The 18,373-nt window shown below is 66.4% G+C and carries 14 protein-coding genes; all 14 read right to left on the bottom strand.

The window, feature by feature from the left end; genetic code table 11:
• Window positions 1-24: 24 nt before the first annotated feature.
• Window positions 25-2,973 (bottom strand): bifunctional [glutamine synthetase] adenylyltransferase/[glutamine synthetase]-adenylyl-L-tyrosine phosphorylase, encoded by a 2,949-nt coding sequence (locus VGN93_RS29995; protein ID WP_327510511.1) that lies wholly within the window; start codon window positions 2,971-2,973, stop codon window positions 25-27.
• Window positions 2,974-3,064: 91 nt separating this feature from the next.
• Complete coding sequence (locus VGN93_RS30000) at window positions 3,065-4,480, bottom strand: sensor histidine kinase (protein ID WP_327510595.1); 1,416 nt, start codon at window positions 4,478-4,480, stop codon at window positions 3,065-3,067.
• 13 nt (window positions 4,481-4,493) lie between these two features.
• On the bottom strand, window positions 4,494-5,177 hold the full coding sequence (locus tag VGN93_RS30005; RefSeq protein ID WP_064329523.1) for a response regulator transcription factor: 684 nt from the start codon (window positions 5,175-5,177) through the stop codon (window positions 4,494-4,496).
• Between the two features lie 223 nt (window positions 5,178-5,400).
• Window positions 5,401-6,972 (bottom strand): Do family serine endopeptidase, encoded by a 1,572-nt coding sequence (locus VGN93_RS30010; RefSeq protein WP_327510512.1) that lies wholly within the window; start codon window positions 6,970-6,972, stop codon window positions 5,401-5,403.
• A 226-nt stretch (window positions 6,973-7,198) separates the two neighbouring features.
• Window positions 7,199-7,657, bottom strand: coding sequence for a cytochrome c-type biogenesis protein (locus VGN93_RS30015; RefSeq protein ID WP_327510513.1), 459 nt, complete (start codon window positions 7,655-7,657; stop codon window positions 7,199-7,201).
• Complete coding sequence (locus VGN93_RS30020; protein WP_319311085.1) at window positions 7,654-9,639, bottom strand: heme lyase CcmF/NrfE family subunit; 1,986 nt, start codon at window positions 9,637-9,639, stop codon at window positions 7,654-7,656. Before VGN93_RS30020 ends, VGN93_RS30015 begins: the two co-directional genes overlap by 4 nt.
• On the bottom strand, window positions 9,636-10,085 hold the full coding sequence (gene ccmE, locus VGN93_RS30025) for a cytochrome c maturation protein CcmE (protein ID WP_327510514.1): 450 nt from the start codon (window positions 10,083-10,085) through the stop codon (window positions 9,636-9,638). The genes VGN93_RS30020 and ccmE overlap by 4 nt, the downstream gene beginning before the upstream one ends.
• Window positions 10,082-11,200, bottom strand: coding sequence for a c-type cytochrome biogenesis protein CcmI (gene ccmI / locus VGN93_RS30030; RefSeq protein ID WP_327510515.1), 1,119 nt, complete (start codon window positions 11,198-11,200; stop codon window positions 10,082-10,084). The genes ccmE and ccmI overlap by 4 nt, the downstream gene beginning before the upstream one ends.
• A 94-nt stretch (window positions 11,201-11,294) precedes the next feature.
• Window positions 11,295-11,717 carry a hypothetical protein gene (locus tag VGN93_RS30035; RefSeq protein ID WP_319312330.1) on the bottom strand — a complete coding sequence of 141 codons (423 nt, stop codon included), beginning with the start codon at window positions 11,715-11,717 and terminating at the stop codon, window positions 11,295-11,297.
• A 109-nt stretch (window positions 11,718-11,826) separates the two neighbouring features.
• Window positions 11,827-13,245 (bottom strand): HAMP domain-containing sensor histidine kinase, encoded by a 1,419-nt coding sequence (locus VGN93_RS30040; RefSeq protein ID WP_327510516.1) that lies wholly within the window; start codon window positions 13,243-13,245, stop codon window positions 11,827-11,829.
• Window positions 13,235-13,906: a response regulator transcription factor gene (locus VGN93_RS30045; RefSeq protein ID WP_319311078.1), complete on the bottom strand. Its 672-nt coding sequence runs from the start codon at window positions 13,904-13,906 to the stop codon at window positions 13,235-13,237. Before VGN93_RS30045 ends, VGN93_RS30040 begins: the two co-directional genes overlap by 11 nt.
• Window positions 13,907-13,959: 53 nt before the next feature.
• Window positions 13,960-14,211: a hypothetical protein gene (locus VGN93_RS30050; protein ID WP_319311076.1), complete on the bottom strand. Its 252-nt coding sequence runs from the start codon at window positions 14,209-14,211 to the stop codon at window positions 13,960-13,962.
• Window positions 14,212-14,304: 93 nt separating this feature from the next.
• Window positions 14,305-14,514, bottom strand: coding sequence for a hypothetical protein (locus tag VGN93_RS30055; RefSeq protein WP_327510517.1), 210 nt, complete (start codon window positions 14,512-14,514; stop codon window positions 14,305-14,307).
• 16 nt (window positions 14,515-14,530) lie between these two features.
• Window positions 14,531-18,370 (bottom strand): baseplate multidomain protein megatron, encoded by a 3,840-nt coding sequence (locus VGN93_RS30060; RefSeq protein ID WP_327510518.1) that lies wholly within the window; start codon window positions 18,368-18,370, stop codon window positions 14,531-14,533.
• Window positions 18,371-18,373 lie beyond the last annotated feature (3 nt).

The raw sequence follows: 18,373 nt of genomic DNA on the forward strand, positions 1-18,373 counted from the left end.
GTGCGGCAGGGCATTACACGGCAGTCACCCCTTGACCGTCGCCTGGAAGATCTTGCGCACCGCCTTGGACAGCCGGCGGATTTCGGCTTCCAGCGTGCGCAGGTCCGGGCAGTCGCCGGCGCGGCAGACGAGGTCGATGAGACCGGCGGGGGCCTCTTTGGGATCGAAGCCGCCGTCGACGCAGAGGCGCACGATCTGCGAGATCTCCGTATAGAGCGTCAGCGCCGTCTGCACCGTGTCGAGGTCGTTCGGATCCATCATTTCGGCGCCGAGTAGGGCCAGCGCATCGGCCGTCGGCAGCACCTCTGCCGGCTGGGCCGCGCCCTTCGCCGGCGCCACGAGGGCCAGGAACTGGGCGATGAACTCGATGTCGATCAGCCCGCCGGCAATGAGCTTCAGGTCCCAGATGTCCTTCGGCGGCTTCTCCTGGTCGATGAGCGTGCGCATCTCGGCGACGTCCTTGGCGATCTTGCCGACCTCGCGCTTGCGTCCCAGCACGGAGGCGAAAATCGCCTGCGCCTCTGCCGCAAGGCTCTCGTCGCCCGAAAGCACGCGGGCGCGGGTCAGCGCCATGTGCTCCCAGGTCCACGCCTCCTCCATCTGGTATTTGGCGAAGGAGGTGATGCGGGTCGCCACCGGGCCCTTGTTGCCCGACGGGCGCAGCCGCATGTCGACCTCGTAGAGCACGCCTTCGGCGGTCGGGGCGGAGAGCGCCGCGATCAGCCGCTGCGTGATGCGGGTGAAATATTTGATGTTGTCGAGCGGCTTGGCGCCGTCCGATTCGAAGGCGTCGCCATCGTGGTCGTAGAGCAGGATCAGGTCGATGTCGGAGCCGGCGGTCAGCTCGAAACTGCCGAGCTTGCCCATGCCGACCAGCGCCACGCGCCCGCCGGGGAATTTGCCATGCGCCGCCTCGATCTCCTCCAGCACCGCCTTCAGCGCCGCCGCGACGATGAGGTCCGCCACATGGGTCAAGGCGCGGGCGGCCTGCTTGCCGGTGATGGCACCGGTGAGGAGCCGGATGCCGATCAGGAAGCGCTGTTCGGCGGCGATGATGCGCAAACGGTCGAGGATTTCCTCATAGTGCCGGGCGCCGGAGACGAAGCCATCGATGCGCTCGGAAAGGTAGGCGCGCGTCGGCAGTTCGGCGAGCAGGCTCGGATCGAGCATGCCGTCGAAGACATGCGGTTTGGCGGCGATCACCTCGGCAAGCCGCGGTGCCGACGACATGATGTTGACGATAAGGGAGAGCAGCGCCGGATTGTTGCCGAGCAGCGAGAAGAGCTGGATGCCCGCCGGCAGGCCGGAGATGAAACTGTCGAAGCGCAGCAGCGCCTCGTCCGCCCGCTTGCTCTCGCCGAAGACGCTGAGCAGTTGCGGCGTCAGCTCCGTCAGCCGCTCGCGCGCCTCGACGGATTGCGTGGCGCGGTAGCGGCCGTAATGCCAGGTGCGGATGGTATGGGAAATGTCGGCGGGGCGCTCGAAGCCGAGACGCTTCAGCGTTTCCAGCGTATCGGGATCGTCCTTCTGGCCGGTGAAGACGAGATTGCCGGTCTCCGACGAGAGCTTCGCCTCCTGCTCGAACAGCGCCGCATAACGCCGCTCGACGGTCTTCAGCACCGAAACGAGTTTGGCGGAAAAGCCGGCCGTGTCCTCGAAGCCCAGCATGAAGGCGATGCGCTTCAGCTCGGCCTCGGTTTCCGGCAGAAGATGCGTCTGCTCGTCGCGCACCATCTGGATGCGGTGCTCGACATCGCGCAGGAACCAGTAGGCTTCGGTCAGTTCCCCGGCCGTCGTCTCGTCGATCCAGTTGGCCTTGGCCAGTTCCGAAAGCATCGGCTCGGTGGCGCGCAGCCGCAATGCGGGCACGCGGCCGCCGGCGATCAGCTGCTGGGTCTGCACGAAAAACTCGATCTCGCGGATACCGCCGCGGCCGAGCTTGACGTTGTGGCCCTTCACCGCGATCTCGCCATGGCCCTTGTGCACATGGATCTGTCGCTTGATCGAATGGATGTCGGCGATCGCCGCATAATCGAGATATTTGCGGAAGACGAAGGGTACGAGGTCCTTCAGGAAAGCCTCGCCGGCCTCGATGTCGCCGGCGATCGGCCGCGCCTTGATGAAGGCGGCACGCTCCCAGTTCTGCCCCCGGCTCTCGTAATAGAGCATGGCTGAATCGACCGAGATGGCGAGCGGCGTGGCACCCGGATCGGGCCGGAGGCGCAGATCGGTGCGGAAGACGTAACCGTCGCCCGTGCGCTCCTGCATGATGCGGATCAGCCGGCGCACCAAGCGAGAAAAGGTCTCGACGGCCTCATTCGCGTCGACCGCGATCTGCGCCATCGGATCGAAGAAGATGACGAGGTCGATATCGGAGGAATAGTTGAGTTCGCAGGCGCCGAGCTTGCCCATGCCGAGCACGATGAGGCCCGATCTGTCGCTCGGATGCGCGGGATCGGGCAGCTTCAGCTTGCCGCTGTCATGCGCCGAGAACAGGAGATGGTCGATCGCGGCGGAGGTCGCGGCGGTCGCAAGGTCGGTCAGCAACGCCGTCGTCCGGCGCGCGTCGAAAATGCGGGCGAGGTCGGCGAGCGCGGTGAGGAAGGCGACCTCGCGCTTGGCGACGCGCAGCCGGGTCATCAGCACGGCCTCCGTCACCTCGCCGGCTGGCCGCCAGGCGTTTCGCGCACGCGCGATCGCGGCGTCGATGGCGGGCAGGATCGGCTCTTCGAGCGCGCGGACGAGCAGGCCGGGGTCGATGCGCGCGGTGTCGCGCAGATAGGGCGAGACGGAAAAGGCCGCGACGATGAAGTCCTTGAGCGGCCCATCCTCACCGAGGAGCTTGGCGATGGCGGCGTGGTCCCTGCCCCAATCCTTGAGATCGGAGAGCACCGACTTGACCTCCGTCTGGCTCAGGGGCCGGATCGGGCTCGTCGAAAGATCGGAAAACCGCGTCGTTTCCGTTGCGCTCATGATGTCTCCTCGGCAAGAGCTTTTTTACGCAAGTCCGGACGCAAAACCGCTGCGCACTTTTGCTGGCATTGCTCGTTAACGACGAGCTGTATCAGTCCGCAACGACGGGGAAAACCATGCGGACCGTCAGCCCCCGATTGTTTTCCCGCTCCGGATGGGTGGAATCGAGTTCCATCCGGCCGTGATGCATCTCCATGACGGCGACGGCGAGCGACAGGCCAAGGCCGGTGCCCGGCTTGGAGCGGCTGGCATCGAGGCGCACGAAGCGTTTCACCACGTCGTCGCGCTTGTTCTCCGGCACGCCGGGGCCACTGTCGGAAACCGAGAGCACCACGTCGCCCTCGCGTCGCGCGAGGTTGATGCGGATTTCCGGCTCGCCGCCGCTGCCCTCGGCATATTTCACCGCATTGTCGATGAGGTTGCCGAGCGCCTGGCCGACGAGTTCGCGATTGCCCTTGATCTCGATACCGGCGGCAATCTCTGTCACGAGCTTCAACCCGCAATCCTCGGCGACCGGCTCGTAGAGTTCGGCGCTGTCATGCGCGATGCCGCTGATGTCGATGGCGCTCATTTCCGCCGGCGCCTGGCCGGCCTCGACGCGGGAGATCATCAGGAGCGCATTGAAGGTGCGGATGAGCTGGTCGGATTCGGTGATCATCTCCTCCAGCGCCGTGCGGTGATCGGCCTTCTCACCACCGGCAAGCGCCGCCTCCGCCTTGTTGCGCAGCCGCGTCAGCGGCGTTTTCAGGTCGTGCGCGATATTGTCGGAAACCTGCTTCAGGCCCTCGTCCAGCTTCTCGATGCGGCCGAGCATGGTGTTGAGCGATTCGGACAGGCGGTCGAACTCGTCGCCGGAGCCGCTCGTCGGCAGGCGCTGCGAGAGGTCGCCCGCCATGATGCGCTGGCTGGCGCCGGACATGCGGTCCATGCGCTTCAGCGCATTGCGGCCGATGAGATACCAGATAGCGAGCGCCCCGACGCCCATGACGCCGAGCGCCACCATCAGCGCCTGGCGCACCAGATACCGGAAATTTTCCGGCTCGCCGAGGTCGCGGCCGACGAGAACGCGCAGCCCGTTCGACAGCACGCTCACCTGCGCATAGGCCATGGGGCGCTTGTTGCCGCGCGCCTCCTCCTGATAGCGCTGGTAGCGGAACGGCGTTTCCGTCCAGCCTTCGAGGTCCAGCACGCCGGGTTGCAGCGAGGCCACGTTGCCGGCCAGCACCTCGCCCGTCGGGCTCGCGATGACGTAGAGATTGGCGCCCGGCTGGCGGGAGCGCCGCTCGAGCGTGCGCAACAGGCCGTTCATGCCATTGTTGTCGAAGACACGCTCGATCTGCTCGGTCTCCTGCGCCACCGCCTCGCGCATCTGCTGCTGCAGCAGGTTTTCCGACATGGAGGAGACGTAAAAGACGAGGAAGGCCGCGCAGGTGGCGAACAGCAGCAGATAGACCGCGGAAAGGCGCACCGCCGTGGTTCGGTAGAGTGCGGTCAGCCGGCCGAGCATCCGATTCATGAGGTCAGCCCGCCGCCTCGTCCTTCATCATGTATCCGGCGCCGCGCACGGTGCGCAGCAGCGGCTGGTCGAAATCCTTCTCGATCTTCGAGCGCAGCCGCGAGACATGAACGTCAATGACATTGGTCTGCGGGTCGAAATGATAATCCCAGACGTTTTCCAAGAGCATGGTGCGCGTCACCACCTGGCCGGCATTCTTCATCAGATATTCGAGCAGGCGGAATTCGCGCGGCTGGAGCAGGATTTCCTTGCCGGCCCGCTTGACGGTGTGGGACAGCCGGTCGAGTTCCAGATCGCCGACGCGGTAGACCATGTCCTGCTCCGGCGTGCCCTTGCGGCGGCCGAGCACTTCGACGCGGGCGAGAAGCTCGCTGAAGGCATAGGGTTTGGGCAGGTAATCGTCGCCGCCGGCACGCAGGCCCGTCACACGATCGTCGACCTGGCCGAGCGCCGAGAGGATGAGCACCGGCGTGTGGATGTTGCGGCGGCGCAGCTCGGAGATCAGCGACAGGCCGTCGCGACGCGGCAGCATGCGGTCGATGACCAGCACGTCGTAGCTGTTCTCGGTGGCGAGGAAGAGACCGCTTTCGCCGTCGCTCGCATGGTCGAGCACGATGCCCGCCTCGCGAAAGGCCTTAGAGAGATAGGCGGCCGCCTCCAGATCGTCTTCCACAATCAATATCTTCATGGCTTCAGCCCCTTTTACCCCCTCTGCCCTGCCGGGCATCTCCCCCTCAAGGGGGAGATCGTCAAGAGGCGAGAATCTTCCCCAAATTGCAATGTTAAAAAGGGAATGAAACGCTGCCCATCCAATCTCCCCCCTTGAGGGGGAGATGCCCGGCAGGGCAGAGGGGGGTAAGCGCAACGCCGCGAGACGAAAATCCCGCGGCGCGCCGTATCATCCGAACATATCAACCCTGTTGGTCGATCGGCAGCGCCAGGAAGCGGCTGCCGTCATTGGTCTCGACCTGGAACAGCGCCTTGGAGCGGCCGTCCTTGCGGGCGTTGTTGATGACCTTCACCACGTCGTCGGCAGACTTCACAGCCTGGTTGTTGACGGAGGTGATGCGGTCGCCTTCCTTCAGGCCGCGGTCGCTGGCGTCGGAGTCCGGGTCGACGGCGGAGACCGTCAGGCCCTTGTCATCGGGCGTTACGCTGATGCCGAGATCGGCAAGCGCCTGCTCGCTGGCGGGGGCTTCCGGTTCGGCTTCCTCGGTGGTGCCCGTGGCGGCCTGGATCTGCTCGCCGGCAAGCGTGCCGATCTCGACCGAGACGGTCTGCGCCTTGCCGTCGCGCCAGACCGAAACGTCGACCTTGGTGCCGGGCGACATGTCGGCGACGCGGCGGGCGAGGTCACGCGGGTCCTTGACCGGTTCGCCATCGAGCGCCGTGATCACGTCGCCCTTCCGGATGCCGGCCTTGGCGCCGGGCGAGTCCGTCTGCGGCTCGACGACGAGGGCACCGGCGGCATCCGCAAGGCCGAGCGAATCGGCGATGTCGCGGCTCACCGGCTGGATCTGCACGCCGAGCCAGCCGCGGTCGACCTTGCCGTCCTTCATCAGGTCGGCGACGACGCCCTTGGCGACGGACGCGGGAATGGCGAAGGCGATGCCGACATTGCCGCCCGACGGCGAGAAGATCGCGGTGTTGATACCGACGACCTGGCCGTTGAGGTTGAAGGTCGGGCCGCCCGAATTGCCGCGGTTCACGGCGGCGTCCACCTGGAGGTAGTCGTCATAGGGGCCGGAGCCGATATCGCGGCCGCGCGCCGAGATGATGCCGGCCGTCACCGTGCCGCCGAGGCCGAACGGGTTGCCGACGGCGACGACCCAGTCGCCGACGCGGATCTGGCTGTCATCGGCGAAATTCACATAGGTGAACTTGCGCTTGTCCTTTTCTTCCACCTTCAGCACGGCCAGATCAGTGCGGCTGTCCTTGCCGATCAGCTTGGCGTCGAGCTCGGTGCCGTCGTTCATGACGACGGTGAAAGCCGAGCCGTCATTGACCACGTGGTTGTTGGTGACGATGTAGCCGTCTTCGGAGATGAAGAAGCCGGAACCCTGCGAGGTCGGGCGCAGGTGCGGCTTGCGGTCACGGCGTTCGCCGAAGCGGCGATCCGGGCCGCGGTCGCCGCGGAAGCCGTCCTGGCCGCCGAACTCGCGGAAGAAGCGCTTCAGCGGGTGATTGTCCGGCAGCTCATCCAGATCGCGACCGCCGAAATTGAAGCTGAAGCTGTTGCCGCCCTCATCGGAAGCCGGCTTGATATCGGACTGGACGCGAACGGAAACCACGGCCGGGGAGACGGCCTGGACGACGTCGGCGAAGCTCGCGACCTGCGGCGCCTGAACGGAAACGGCCTCGGCAAAACTCTCGGTAACGCGCGCGGGAATGCCGGTCGCGAGCATCACGGCCGCAAGTCCGGCGACGGTGGTCGTCTTCAGTACGGTCTTGAGGTTGGGACGGAATGCTGAAATCTTGGACATTCTTTGCACCTTTTCTCTCATTTCATGGCCGCGTTCGGCAGCCGATGAGGAAGAGATAGGCTCGCGCACATTACAGCGCACTATCCGCGGCATGAATTTTTGGTAATGTTGGAGAATTACGGGTCAAAGCAATTCCAGCAAAAGTGCGGAACGCGGTTTTGCGTCCGGAATTGCGCGAAAAAAAGAGGTAGGGCGTTTTCGCGATTCGAAGAAAAGCGGAAATGCTCTAGTCGCGCTTGAGCGCGCTTTCGAGCTCGGCCTTTTCCGCCTCGGAAAGCGGCGTTCCGGTCGGCTTGCCGCCGCGTTTGCGCACAAACAGCACCATCGCCGCCGCCCCTGCGAGGAACAGCACGATCGGCGCACCCCAGAGCAGCAGCGTCTCGCCGCGCAGGCGCGGGTTCAAGAGCACGAACTCGCCGTAGCGCGAGACGACATAGTCGATCACCGCCTCGTCGCTGTCGCCGTCCTTCAGCCGCTCGCGCACCAGAAGGCGCAGGTCGCGGGCGAGTTCGGCATTCGAATCGTCGATCGACTGGTTCTGGCAGACCATGCAGCGAAGCTGCGACGACAGCGCCCTTGCACGCGCCTCCAGCGCCGGATCGGCGAGCACCTCGTCCGGATTGACGGCAAAAGCCGGGAATGCGGCAAACAGAAAGGCCGCAGCCAGCAGAAGGCGGCGCATCATTCCGCCGCCTCCAGCGCCGGTTTCACCTTGCGCACCTTCTGTGGCGCCCCGACGCGCAGGCGCCGGTCGAAGAGCGAGACGACGCCGCCCGCCATCATGATCAGCGCGCCGAGCCAGATGCACAGGATCATCGGCTTCCACCAGACGCGCACCACGATGCCGCCATCCGCCATCGCGTCCCCGAGCGACACATAGAGCTGGCTGACGCCGAAGGTGCGGATGCCCGCCTCCGTCGTCGGCATACCGCGTGCGGTGTAGAAGCGCTTGGAGGACCAGACGTCGGTCACCGTCACGCCGCCGCGCGCCACCGTGAAGTGGCCGGATTCTTCGGAATAGTTCGGCCCCTGCCCGCGGCGCATGCCGTCGAAGGTCAGCGTGTAGCCGCCCGCCTCCACCTGCATGCCCGGCTTCATCTCCACAACGTGCTCGGTCTCGAAGGCCGTCACCGCGATGACGCCGACCACCATCACGCCGACGCCGATATGGGCGAGCGCCGTGCCGAAGGCCGAGCCCGGCAGGCCGATGAAGCGGCGGAACGCGACCTTGCGCGCCACCTTGCCGATGCCCGCGCGCAGGCACAGGTCGGTGATCGAACCCGCAATCATGTAGAAGCCGATGGCGAGCCCGAAATAGGCGAGCACCGGCCCGCCATTCTGCGCATAGATCACCGCGGCCGCCAGCAGCAGCCCGACGCCGACCGCGGCAAACAGCCGTTGTCCGGCCGCAAAAACGTCGCCGCGCTTCCAGGCGAGCAGCGGCCCGAAGGGCACCGCCAAGAGCAGCGGCAGCATCAAGAGGCCGAAGGTGAGGTTGAAGAAGGGCGGGCCGACGGAGATCTTCTCGCCCGTCAGCGCCTCCAGCACCAGCGGATAGAGCGTGCCGGTCAACACGGTCGCCGCCGCGGTCGTCAGGATCAGGTTGTTGAGGACGAGCGCGCCCTCGCGCGAGATCGGCGCGAAGAGCCCGCCGGCCTTCAGCGTCGCCGCCCGGAAAGCGAAAAGCGACAATGCGCCGCCGATGAAGAAGACGAGGATGGCGAGAATGAACACGCCGCGCGTCGGGTCGGTCGCGAAGGCGTGCACCGAAGTGAGCACGCCGGAGCGCACCAGGAAGGTGCCGAGCAGCGACATGGAGAAGGTGAGGATGGCGAGCAGCACCGTCCAGATCTTCAGCGCCTCGCGCTTTTCCATGACGAGCGCGGAATGCAGCAGCGCCGTGCCGGCGAGCCAGGGAATGAACGAGGCATTTTCCACCGGATCCCAGAACCACCAGCCGCCCCAGCCGAGTTCGTAATAGGCCCAGTAGGAGCCCATCGCGATGCCGGCGGTGAGGAAACTCCAGGCGGCGAGCGTCCACGGCCGCACCCAGCGCGCCCAGGCGGCATCGATCCGCCCGTCGATCAGCGCCGCGATGGCGAAGGAGAAACAGACGGAAAAGCCGACATAACCGAGATAGAGCAGCGGCGGGTGGATGGCGAGGCCGATATCCTGCAACACCGGATTGAGATCCTTGCCTTCGGCGGGCGCCGGCGAAAGGCGCAGGAAAGGATTGGACGTCAGCAGGATGAACAGCGCAAAGGCCGTCGAGATCAGCCCCTGCACCGCCAAGACATTGGCGCGCAGCCGCTCCGGCAGGTTCGCGCCGAAGGTGGCGACCAGCGCGCTGAAGAAGACGAGGATGAGCAGCCAGAGCAGCATCGAGCCCTCATGGTTCCCCCATACGCCGGAGATCTTGTAGATCATCGGCTTCAGCGAATGCGAATTCTCCCAAACGTTCGCCACCGAAAAATCGGAGACGACATAGGCGAAGGTCAGCACCGAGAAGGAGAACAGCACCAGCAGGAAACCGGCAAACGCCGCGGCGGGCGCCACCGCCATCAGCGACCGGTCGCCCCGGATGGTGCCGACCAGCGGCAACACGGACTGGACGATCATCGTCGCCAGTGCCAAGACCAGGGCATAGTGTCCAAGCTCGATGATCATTTGATCGTCTCCTTGCCGGAAAGTTCCACACCCTGCGCCTTCAGGCGGTCCGCCACGTCCTTGGGCATATAGGTCTCGTCATGCTTGGCGAGCACCGTATCGGCGATAAAAAGCCCGTCCGTGCCGAAGGCGCCTTCCGCCACCACGCCCTGCCCCTCGCGAAACAGGTCGGGCAGGATGCCGGTATAGCGAACCGGCACCGTGGAGAGCGTATCCGTCACCGTGAAGGTGATGGTCGAGCCCTCGCCGCGCTTCACCGTGCCGTTCTCGACCAGGCCGCCGAGCCGGATGCGCGTGCCGGGGGGCACATTGGCCTTGGCGAGATCGCCGGGCACGTAGAAATAGGCGATCGACTGGCTGAAGGCGAACATGACGAGCAGCACGGCCGCCACCAGGAAGGCCACGCCGCCGCCGATCACCGCCAGGCGTTTCTGTTTGCGCGTCATTGTCCGCCGCCCTCAGCCGAAATCGATAGGTCCTTGGCCAGCGCCAGAAGCCGTTTGCCGTTCTCGCTCGCCGCCGGAAAGGTTTTCAGCGCCGTCTGTAGAGCGGCTTCCGCCTTCGGCCTTTGATCCAGCACAACATAGGAACGGATGATGCGCATCCATCCGTCGAAATTGTCGGGATCTTCCTGAAGTTTTGTCGCCAGGCTCTCGACCATGCCGGCAATCATCTGCTGCCGGTCGCCGGTCGCCATGCCTTCTGCCGCCGCGACGTCCTCCGCCGTCGGGTTGCCGGGCGCACCATCGCCAAGCGCCGCGATATGCTGGTTGACCAGCGGCAGCCAGGGCGCATCCGCCGGCGCTTCCTTCGCCAGAGCCTCGAAGGCGGCGCGGGCTTCCGGCTTCCTGCCCTCCTGCTCCAGCGCCAGCGCGAGGTAATATTTTGCGCGCGGATTGTCCGCGTTGAGCTTCAGCGATTGTTCGAGCTGGCTGCGCGCCTCTGCGGTCACGATGCCGCTGGACAGCGCGATCAACGTTTCCGCATGGCCGTCCAGCCGCTCGGGGGTGGCGCCAAGCAGCCGGATCGCCTGGGAGAAGGCGTTCGCCGCATCCTCCATGCGCCCGCCGCGATAGTAGATCGGCGCCAGCAGGTCCCACCCCGCGCCATCCTGCGGATTGCGCGCCAGATGGTTTTCGGCGCGCGCGATCAGCATGTTGATGTCGTTGCCGGGGTTTGCGAGGCGCTCTGCGAGCGGCTGGGCCGGAAGATCCGGCCGCCCGCCCGCGATGTAAAGACAGAGGCCGATGGCGGGGAGCAGCACGATGACGAAGGCCTGCGCCATCAGGTTGCGGCGTTCCGCCGGGCTCGCCCGATCCTTCGCCTCGGCCTTGCTGGCGGCGATGAGCCGGCGCGCCACTTCCGCGCGCGCAAGCTCGGCCTCGGTCGCGCCGATCAGGCCCGTCGCCTGGTCGCGCTTCAATTCTTCCAGCTGGTCGCGATAGACCTCGACGTCATGGCTGGCGTCGCCCGCGGCCGCAACGGGGCGGCGCAGCAGGGGAAGGAGCAGGACGGCGGCGACGGCGGCCGTCAGGATGGCGACAAGAATCCAGAAAAGCATGACAGATCAAATACTGGAACGCGCCGGGGTTTCCAATTCCCCAGGGAACAATGACGCAAATTTGAGGCGTTTCGCCGCAACCGTCAAAGCGTTATCAGGAAAGCGGCGTCCAGGCCCCGTCCGCATTGCGGCAGGCGGCACCGCGGGTCGCTGTATCGCGGCCATCGACGGTCAGCGTGTGGCTGTACTGCCGGCAGTTCTGCGAGCCGACCTGATAGGGGGCTGCCGCGACCACCGATCCACTGACGCCCTTGCCCTGCCAGACGACCGGCTGGCCGCCGGGCGCGGCTTCAAGCGCGCGGTATTCGGCTTCCAGCGCGCGCTGCATGTCAGCCTTGGAAAGCGCGGCAGCATTACGGCTGACGAGCCCGCCCTGCAACGCGGTGATGTACACGCCCGCGCCCGCCGGCACCGTGCCGCCGGTCTGCGTCTTGCCACCCGATATGGTCGTGCATCCCGAAACCGTCGCTGCTGCCAGAAGGAAAGGGAAAAAGGCGCCGCGCAAACCCGTCTTCATCCGCTGGAACCGTCTCTCTTCACGCATGGGGCGGCACGCCGCCCGGCAATTCGTCCATCCCGCGATCCTCATATTCGCGAGCCCCTCCCTTGTTGCATTGTCCGCCGCCTCAGGCAACATCCTTTGTGACGGCCGGCAACACCAGCCGCGCCAGCAAACCGCCGCCGGACCCCCGCGAAAGCCCGAAGGTGCCCTGGTACTCCGACGCAATCTCGGTGACGATGGACAGGCCGAGCCCGGTGCCCGGCTTGCTTTCGTCGAGCCGCTTGCCGCGCTTCATCGCCTCGCGGATCTCGCCCGGCTCCAGCCCCGGCCCGTCGTCCTCGACCTCGATGACGATCCAGCTCTTGCGCGCATCGTCGCTGCCGCGCACCTCCGTGGGCGCAAGGGAGGCCCGGATCGCCACCGTCGTGCGGGCATAACGCGCGGCATTTTCCAGGAGGTTGCCGACGGTTTCCTCCACATCCTGCTGCTCCATCGCCAGCACAAGTCCGGGCGGATCGACGTCGAGCGGAAACTGCTTGTCGACATTGAGGCGGCGCATCACGCGCACCAGCCGTTCCAGCACCGGCAGCGTCTCCGTGCGGGCGAGCACCGATTCGCGCTGCGCGGCGATGCGCGCGCGGTTGAGATAGGATTGCACCTGGCCCTGCATGGCTTCCGCCTGGGTGCGCACGAGATCGCCCTGGGGTGCGGCCAGCAGGCGCGCCTCGTTGAGCAGCACGGCGATCGGCGTCTTCAGCGAATGCGCAAGGTTGCCGACCTGCATGCGCGCGCGTTCGACGATGCGCCGGTTGCTGTCGATCAGCGCATTCACTTCGCTCGCCAGGGGCAGGATTTCACGGGGGAACTCGCCGTCGAGCTGCTCGCTCTCGCCGGCCCGGATCTTTTCCAGCGCCTTGCGCGCCCGGTCGAGCGGCCGCAGGCCGATGAGGATCGCCGCCGCGTTCAGCAGCAGGCTGCCGAAGCCGAAACCGGCAAGCGCGAGATAGAGGCTGCCGGAAAAGTCGTCGATATCGGCCTCGAGCACATCGCGGTTGCCGACGACGCGAAAACGCGCCGTGCGCCCCTCATCGTCGAGCACCACTTCCGTCTCCCCCACTTCCACGTCGTTCCCGAAGGAATCGATCGTCGTGTAGAAGCGCTCGTAACGCGTATCGAAGGGAATGCTGTCCGTATCGGGGATCGGAATGCTGCCGATGCCGAGCGAGGAGGAGGTCAGCGTCTCCGTCGCCAGCGCGCCGCCGATCGGCTCGACGATCCAGTACCAGCCCGATTGCGGCTGGAAGAAGCGAAGGTCTCCGAGCTGCGGCGCGCCCGAAAGCCGGGTGTTCTCGTCCGTGGAGACGGAATTGATGACGTTGTAGAGCTGCGCGCGCAGAAGATCGCGAAAACTCTTTTCCGCGCTCTGGCGGTAGAGCGTCGAGATGACGACGGCGATGACGATGAGGGCAACCGCCGCCCAGAGCGAGGCGAGAAGCAGAACGCGGAAGGTGAGCGAGCGGGAGCGCCTGGCGTTATTTGCCATTGGCGGGGGCTTGCATCCGGTAGCCGAGGCCGCGCACGGTCTCGATCAGGTCGACGCCGATCTTCTTGCGCAGGCGCCCGACGAAGACCTCGATCGTGTTGGAATCACGGTCGAAGTCCTGGTCGTACATGTGCTCGACCAGTTCCGTGCGCGACACCACCTCGCCCATATGGTGCATGAGGTAGGAAAGCAGCCGGTATTCATGCGAGGTGAGCTTCAGCGTCTCGCCATTGACCGTCGCCTTGGAGCCCTTGGTGTCGAGCCGCACCGGCCCGCAGACGATGTCGGGGCTCGCATGCCCCGCCGCGCGGCGAATGAGCGCCCGGATACGCGCCAGAACCTCCTCGACATGGAAGGGTTTTGCCACATAGTCGTCGGCGCCGGCATCGATGCCGGAGACCTTGTCGCTCCAGCGGTCGCGGGCGGTGAGAATCAGCACCGGCATCGTCTTGCCGTCGGCGCGCCACTTTTCGAGAACGGTGATGCCGTCCATTTCCGGCAGGCCGATATCGAGGATGATGGCGTCATAGGGCTCGGTGTCGCCGAGATAGTGGCCTTCCTCGCCATCGAAGGCCTGGTCCACCACATAGCCGGCTTCCTTCAGGGCTTCACTGAGCTGCCGGCTCAGGTTGACGTCGTCCTCGACCACCAGAATGCGCATTCGGCCTCTTTCCTATCTCTCTCATTTCATCGCGAAAGGCTTTTTTTGCGGCCTTAGATCGGTACGCGCACGGTCACCTTGCGCGGCCGGGCATTGCCCTTGCCGGGCACGAGCACCGTCACCACGCAGGTGTCGCCCTTCGGCTGCGCCGAGAGAAGTTCGCCCCCGGTCTGCTCCACCACCTGCGCCGCAGCGGCGCTGCAATCGCCGGCCACCGCGACGACATCCCGCGCGGTTCCCGTCTCGACGGGCCCCGGAAGGAGCAGGCTGGCCGCAAGTGCGGTTATGAGAAGTGGCGATGCCATGGATATACTTTCGGGTGCGGATCAGTGTGATGCAAGCAATAAACGATCCTCGCTGAATGGCAAATGAATGCCCTGTGGACGATCGGGCCGGCGTCAGCGCACCTGCCGGCGCGCCGAAATGCGCCCGTAGAGCGCGATCAGGCCACCGATGGTGCCTACCGCCGACACCACGAGATCGGCCAATTCCCCCTCGTCGCCCGCCGTCACCTCGACGCCCGCCACATGGGCGAGCGAGGCGAGAATCGCGATCAATGCGCCCCAGACGGTGCGCGACTGATACCAGGCTTTTACATCCTCACTCATCGGTTTTTCCTTTCGTTCAAAGGGAGATGGTGGCGCGCGCAGGCAGGCCGAGCGGCACCGCCCGCCCAAGCTGGCGCACGCGAATAGCGATCGCCGCCAGCGGCGCGCCGAAATCGGCAAGCTCCGTGGCGGCGGCATAAGTGAAGGCGGGAACCGCGGTCTCGACGCGACGCACCACCGTCTCGCCGGAGAGGATCTCGAGGCGATAGGCCTCGCTTGGCTCGTCGAGCGGGATTTCGGCGGCAAGCCAGGTATCCGAATCGATCCGCCCGCGCCGAACCCAGGACAGCCGCACCACGCCGTCCGCCCCGCGCCGGCCGCGCAGATGCACCGGCGCCAGCGGCGTCAGTGCCCGCTCGCCCCCGGCAAAGGCAAACGGCCCCGCCTGCCCGCCGGACCCGCCGACCGCCTCGACAAGCCAGTTGGAAAGCCGCCCCACCTCCTCGACATCCAGCCCAAGCGGCCGGACCGCATCGTCCATCACCACGACCACGGCTCCCGCCGCATGGCCGGAGGCCATCGCGTCATCGGTGCCGTGAAGTGCCCGCAACAGCCCCGTCAGCCGCCAGCGCCCCGGCGCAATCTCGCTCGCCCCGGTAAAGCCGATGATCTCCCAGGCCCCGTTCCCGCCGCGAACCGCAATGCGGTTGGCGCCGTTCAGCATGGCGAGCGTCTCCGCCGAGGCGAGCCCGCCGCCGGCAAGATCCAGCACCACCGCCCGGCCCGGATCGAACCGCCCGACGACGCCCACGGCGAGCGGATCGGCAAGCCGCCCGATCCGCGCCGGCCGCTCCAGCCGCACGCGGCTGCGAAACCCCTCGCTGCCCTCGGAACTCGACACGACCATCGACCGCCAGGGCTGCGCGTAGGCCGCGACGCGCGCAAAATCCTGCGCCGTCCCGGAACCCAGGATCGGCAGATCGAGAAACACCACCTCGGGCGTAAACGCATCCCCCGGCCCCGCCCCGCTCGAAGGGCGGCTTGCGCCCTCGATCAGCAGCGGCGCCGGGCTTTCCCCCGCCGCGATCGCCCGCGCCTCCACCTCGCGCACCAGCCCATCGGTGATGCCCGTGATCAGGAACCGCCCCTCCGGCCCATCCGCCAGCCGCACGATATCGCCCGGCGTCACGGCAAGCGCCGTCGGCGGCAGGCGGAACGTCACCCGACGCTGCCCCGCCCGCTGGTCGCGCAGCGCCGTCTCGACGCTTGCCGCAGCAGCCCCGGCATGTAGCACCGCCGGCAGCGCCAGCCGCAGCACGCGATCGTTGCCATTCGCCATGCGGCGCGAGCGCGCCGTCACCCGCGAATAGCTGCCCGCCCCATCGAAATGGTCGAGGATCGCCTCGCCGGCAAAATCGCTGATATGCCCGCGGCTCTCCTCGAACAGCGCCTCGTCCGGCCGCTCCGCAAGGATCTCGATCTCCGCCGGCAACAGCGCCGATTTCAGCCGCGAGCGGAAGACGAGCTTGCCGTTCGCCTCCAGCGCATCGATCTGGAACGCCTCCATCAGCGGCTCGATCAGCCCGCGCGCCGACGTCTGGTCCGCCTGCACGAAGCCCGAGAGATCGCCCGCGACACCGGAAACATCGAAATCCGTAAACCCATGGTCCTTCAGCACCGCGGCTATCACATCCGCAATCGTGCCCGCCCCCAGCCGCGCATTCAGCCAGTGCCCGCGCTGCCAGTTGAGCCCGTCCGACCACAGCGCCGTATCCTCCGGAAAGGCAGGATAGGGCCGCGCGTCCCAGGTCCAGATGAAGATATGGTCCGGATCGACCATGCCCGCTTCCGGCCCGCTGCCCTGCCACCAGCCATGGTGCGCATCGAGGAAGCGCCGCTGCGCCGCGTCGTTGCGCGCCCCGCCGGAATGATAGGGCAGCGCATTCTCCGAACTTTTCGGATCGACGAAGACGTTCGGCTGGTTCGCCCCCTTGTCGACTGCCGGGCAGCCGAGTTCGGTGAACCAGATCGGCTTGGAGCGCGGCACCCAGGCCGTGTGGCCCGGCAGTTCCGCGCCGCCCGGGCCGCGCTCGTAATGCCGGTTGCCCCACCAGTTCTCGAGGTCCTTGTAGCGGAACACCCACGGCTTTCCCGCCATGCCGTCGGAGATCGGCGCGCGTTCACGCGCCCGGCGGGCGTCCATGTCGGGATAGTACCAGTCGAACCCTTCACCGGAGGCGATCATCGCCCGCATCGCCGCCATGTCCTCCGAATGGCGAAACCCGTCCGGATTGCCGGCAAGCGTATCGGCGTCCTGCCAGTCGGAGAGCGGCATGTAATTGTCGATGCCGACAGCGTCGATGGCGGAAGACGCCCAGAGCGGATCGAGGTGATAGCGCACCTCGCCGCTGCCATCGCCCGGCTGGTGCCCAAAATATTCGCTCCAGTCCGCCGCATAGGTGATCTTCGTGCCGCCGCCGACGATCGCCCGCACATCCGCCGCCAGGTCGACCAGCGCCTCGACGAAGGGAAAATCCCCGCTGCCGTCGCGCAGCCAGCTCAAGCCCCGCATTTCCGAGCCGATCAGGAACCCGTCCACCCCGCCCGCCGCTTCCGCCAGCAGCGCATAATGCAGCACCAGCCGCCGAAACCCCTCGTCGCCGAGCGGCCCCGTGATTTCCTCGCCCGAAACGGCAAAGTCGCCCGCATCGGCATTGCCGACAAAGGCCTCGACCTGCCCCCGCGCCGACGCCGTCTTGTTGGTCGATGGCGGATGGCAGGTGATGCGGCCGCGCCAGGGATAGGGCGCCTGCGCAGAACCGCCATAGGGATCGGGCAGGTCGTTGTCGATCGGCACGTCCATCATCAGGAACGGGTAGAGATAGACCGCGATGCCGCGCGCCTTCAGGTCCCGGATCGCCGCGATCACGCTCGCGTCCGACGGCGTGCCGCCATAGGCCGGCCGGTCGTTCACTTTGGTGACGACATAAGCATCCTCGCGCGCGATGCCGCAGACCTTCCAAGGCCGGCTCTCCTCCTGCCGCGCGGAAACCTCCACGCCCGGCACGATACGGCAATGCCCGGCGCGCAGATCCGTGCCGAACCAGGAAACGACGAGCCCGACCCGTTCAAGATCGGGGCAGAGCGCCTGCAATTCATCGATCGACGCCACCCAGTCGGTCGCGGCAACCAGCGTGTTGCGGTTGATGTTGCGCCCCTTGCCGGACGCGATCTTCTCCGTCACCAGCCGCGGATCGTAGCCATGCTCGCTCGACCCCGGAATGACCGTCACCGCCCGGATCTTGCTTTCCAGCGATCCGACCGGCCGCAGCACCTCGAATTGCAGGATCGGAATGCGGTTGCCGAACATGTCGAGCGGCAGCCGCTCGAAGACGACATAGGCGAGGCCCCGATAGGCCGGCGTATTGCCCGCCCCCTGCTTGGCCTCGATCAACGGATCGGGCGCCTGGCTCGCCGTGCCGCGATGCACGCGCATCTCGATGCCCGTCAGATCGATCTCCCGGCCGTCCGCGAAAATGCGCCGGATACCGGCAATCGGCCCCTCGCACACCCCAACGGCGAAGTTCGCAAAATAGCTGTAGGTCTCGACCCGCGGCCCCGTCGCCTTGCCGCCGGTGCGCTCGACGGAAACCTCCTCCTCGAACCGCGTCGCCCATATGAGCGTGCCGCCGACGCGCGCCGTGCCATAGACGCGGCTCATCGCCGTGCCCTCCTCGGCGCCCGGCACGCGCCCGTCGTTCAGCCGCGCGCCGGAAATCGTCGTCATGCCGTTGATCAGCGAGCGGTCGACGGCCGAACCCGCAAGCGCGCCCACTGCCCGCCCAAGAATCGCGCCGAACGGCCCGAAAATTCCGCCGAGCGCAGCACCCGCCGCCTGGAAAAGAAGTGTCGCCATGGC

This window comes from Shinella sp. (assembly GCF_035998705.1).
Classification (GTDB): domain Bacteria; phylum Pseudomonadota; class Alphaproteobacteria; order Rhizobiales; family Rhizobiaceae; genus Shinella.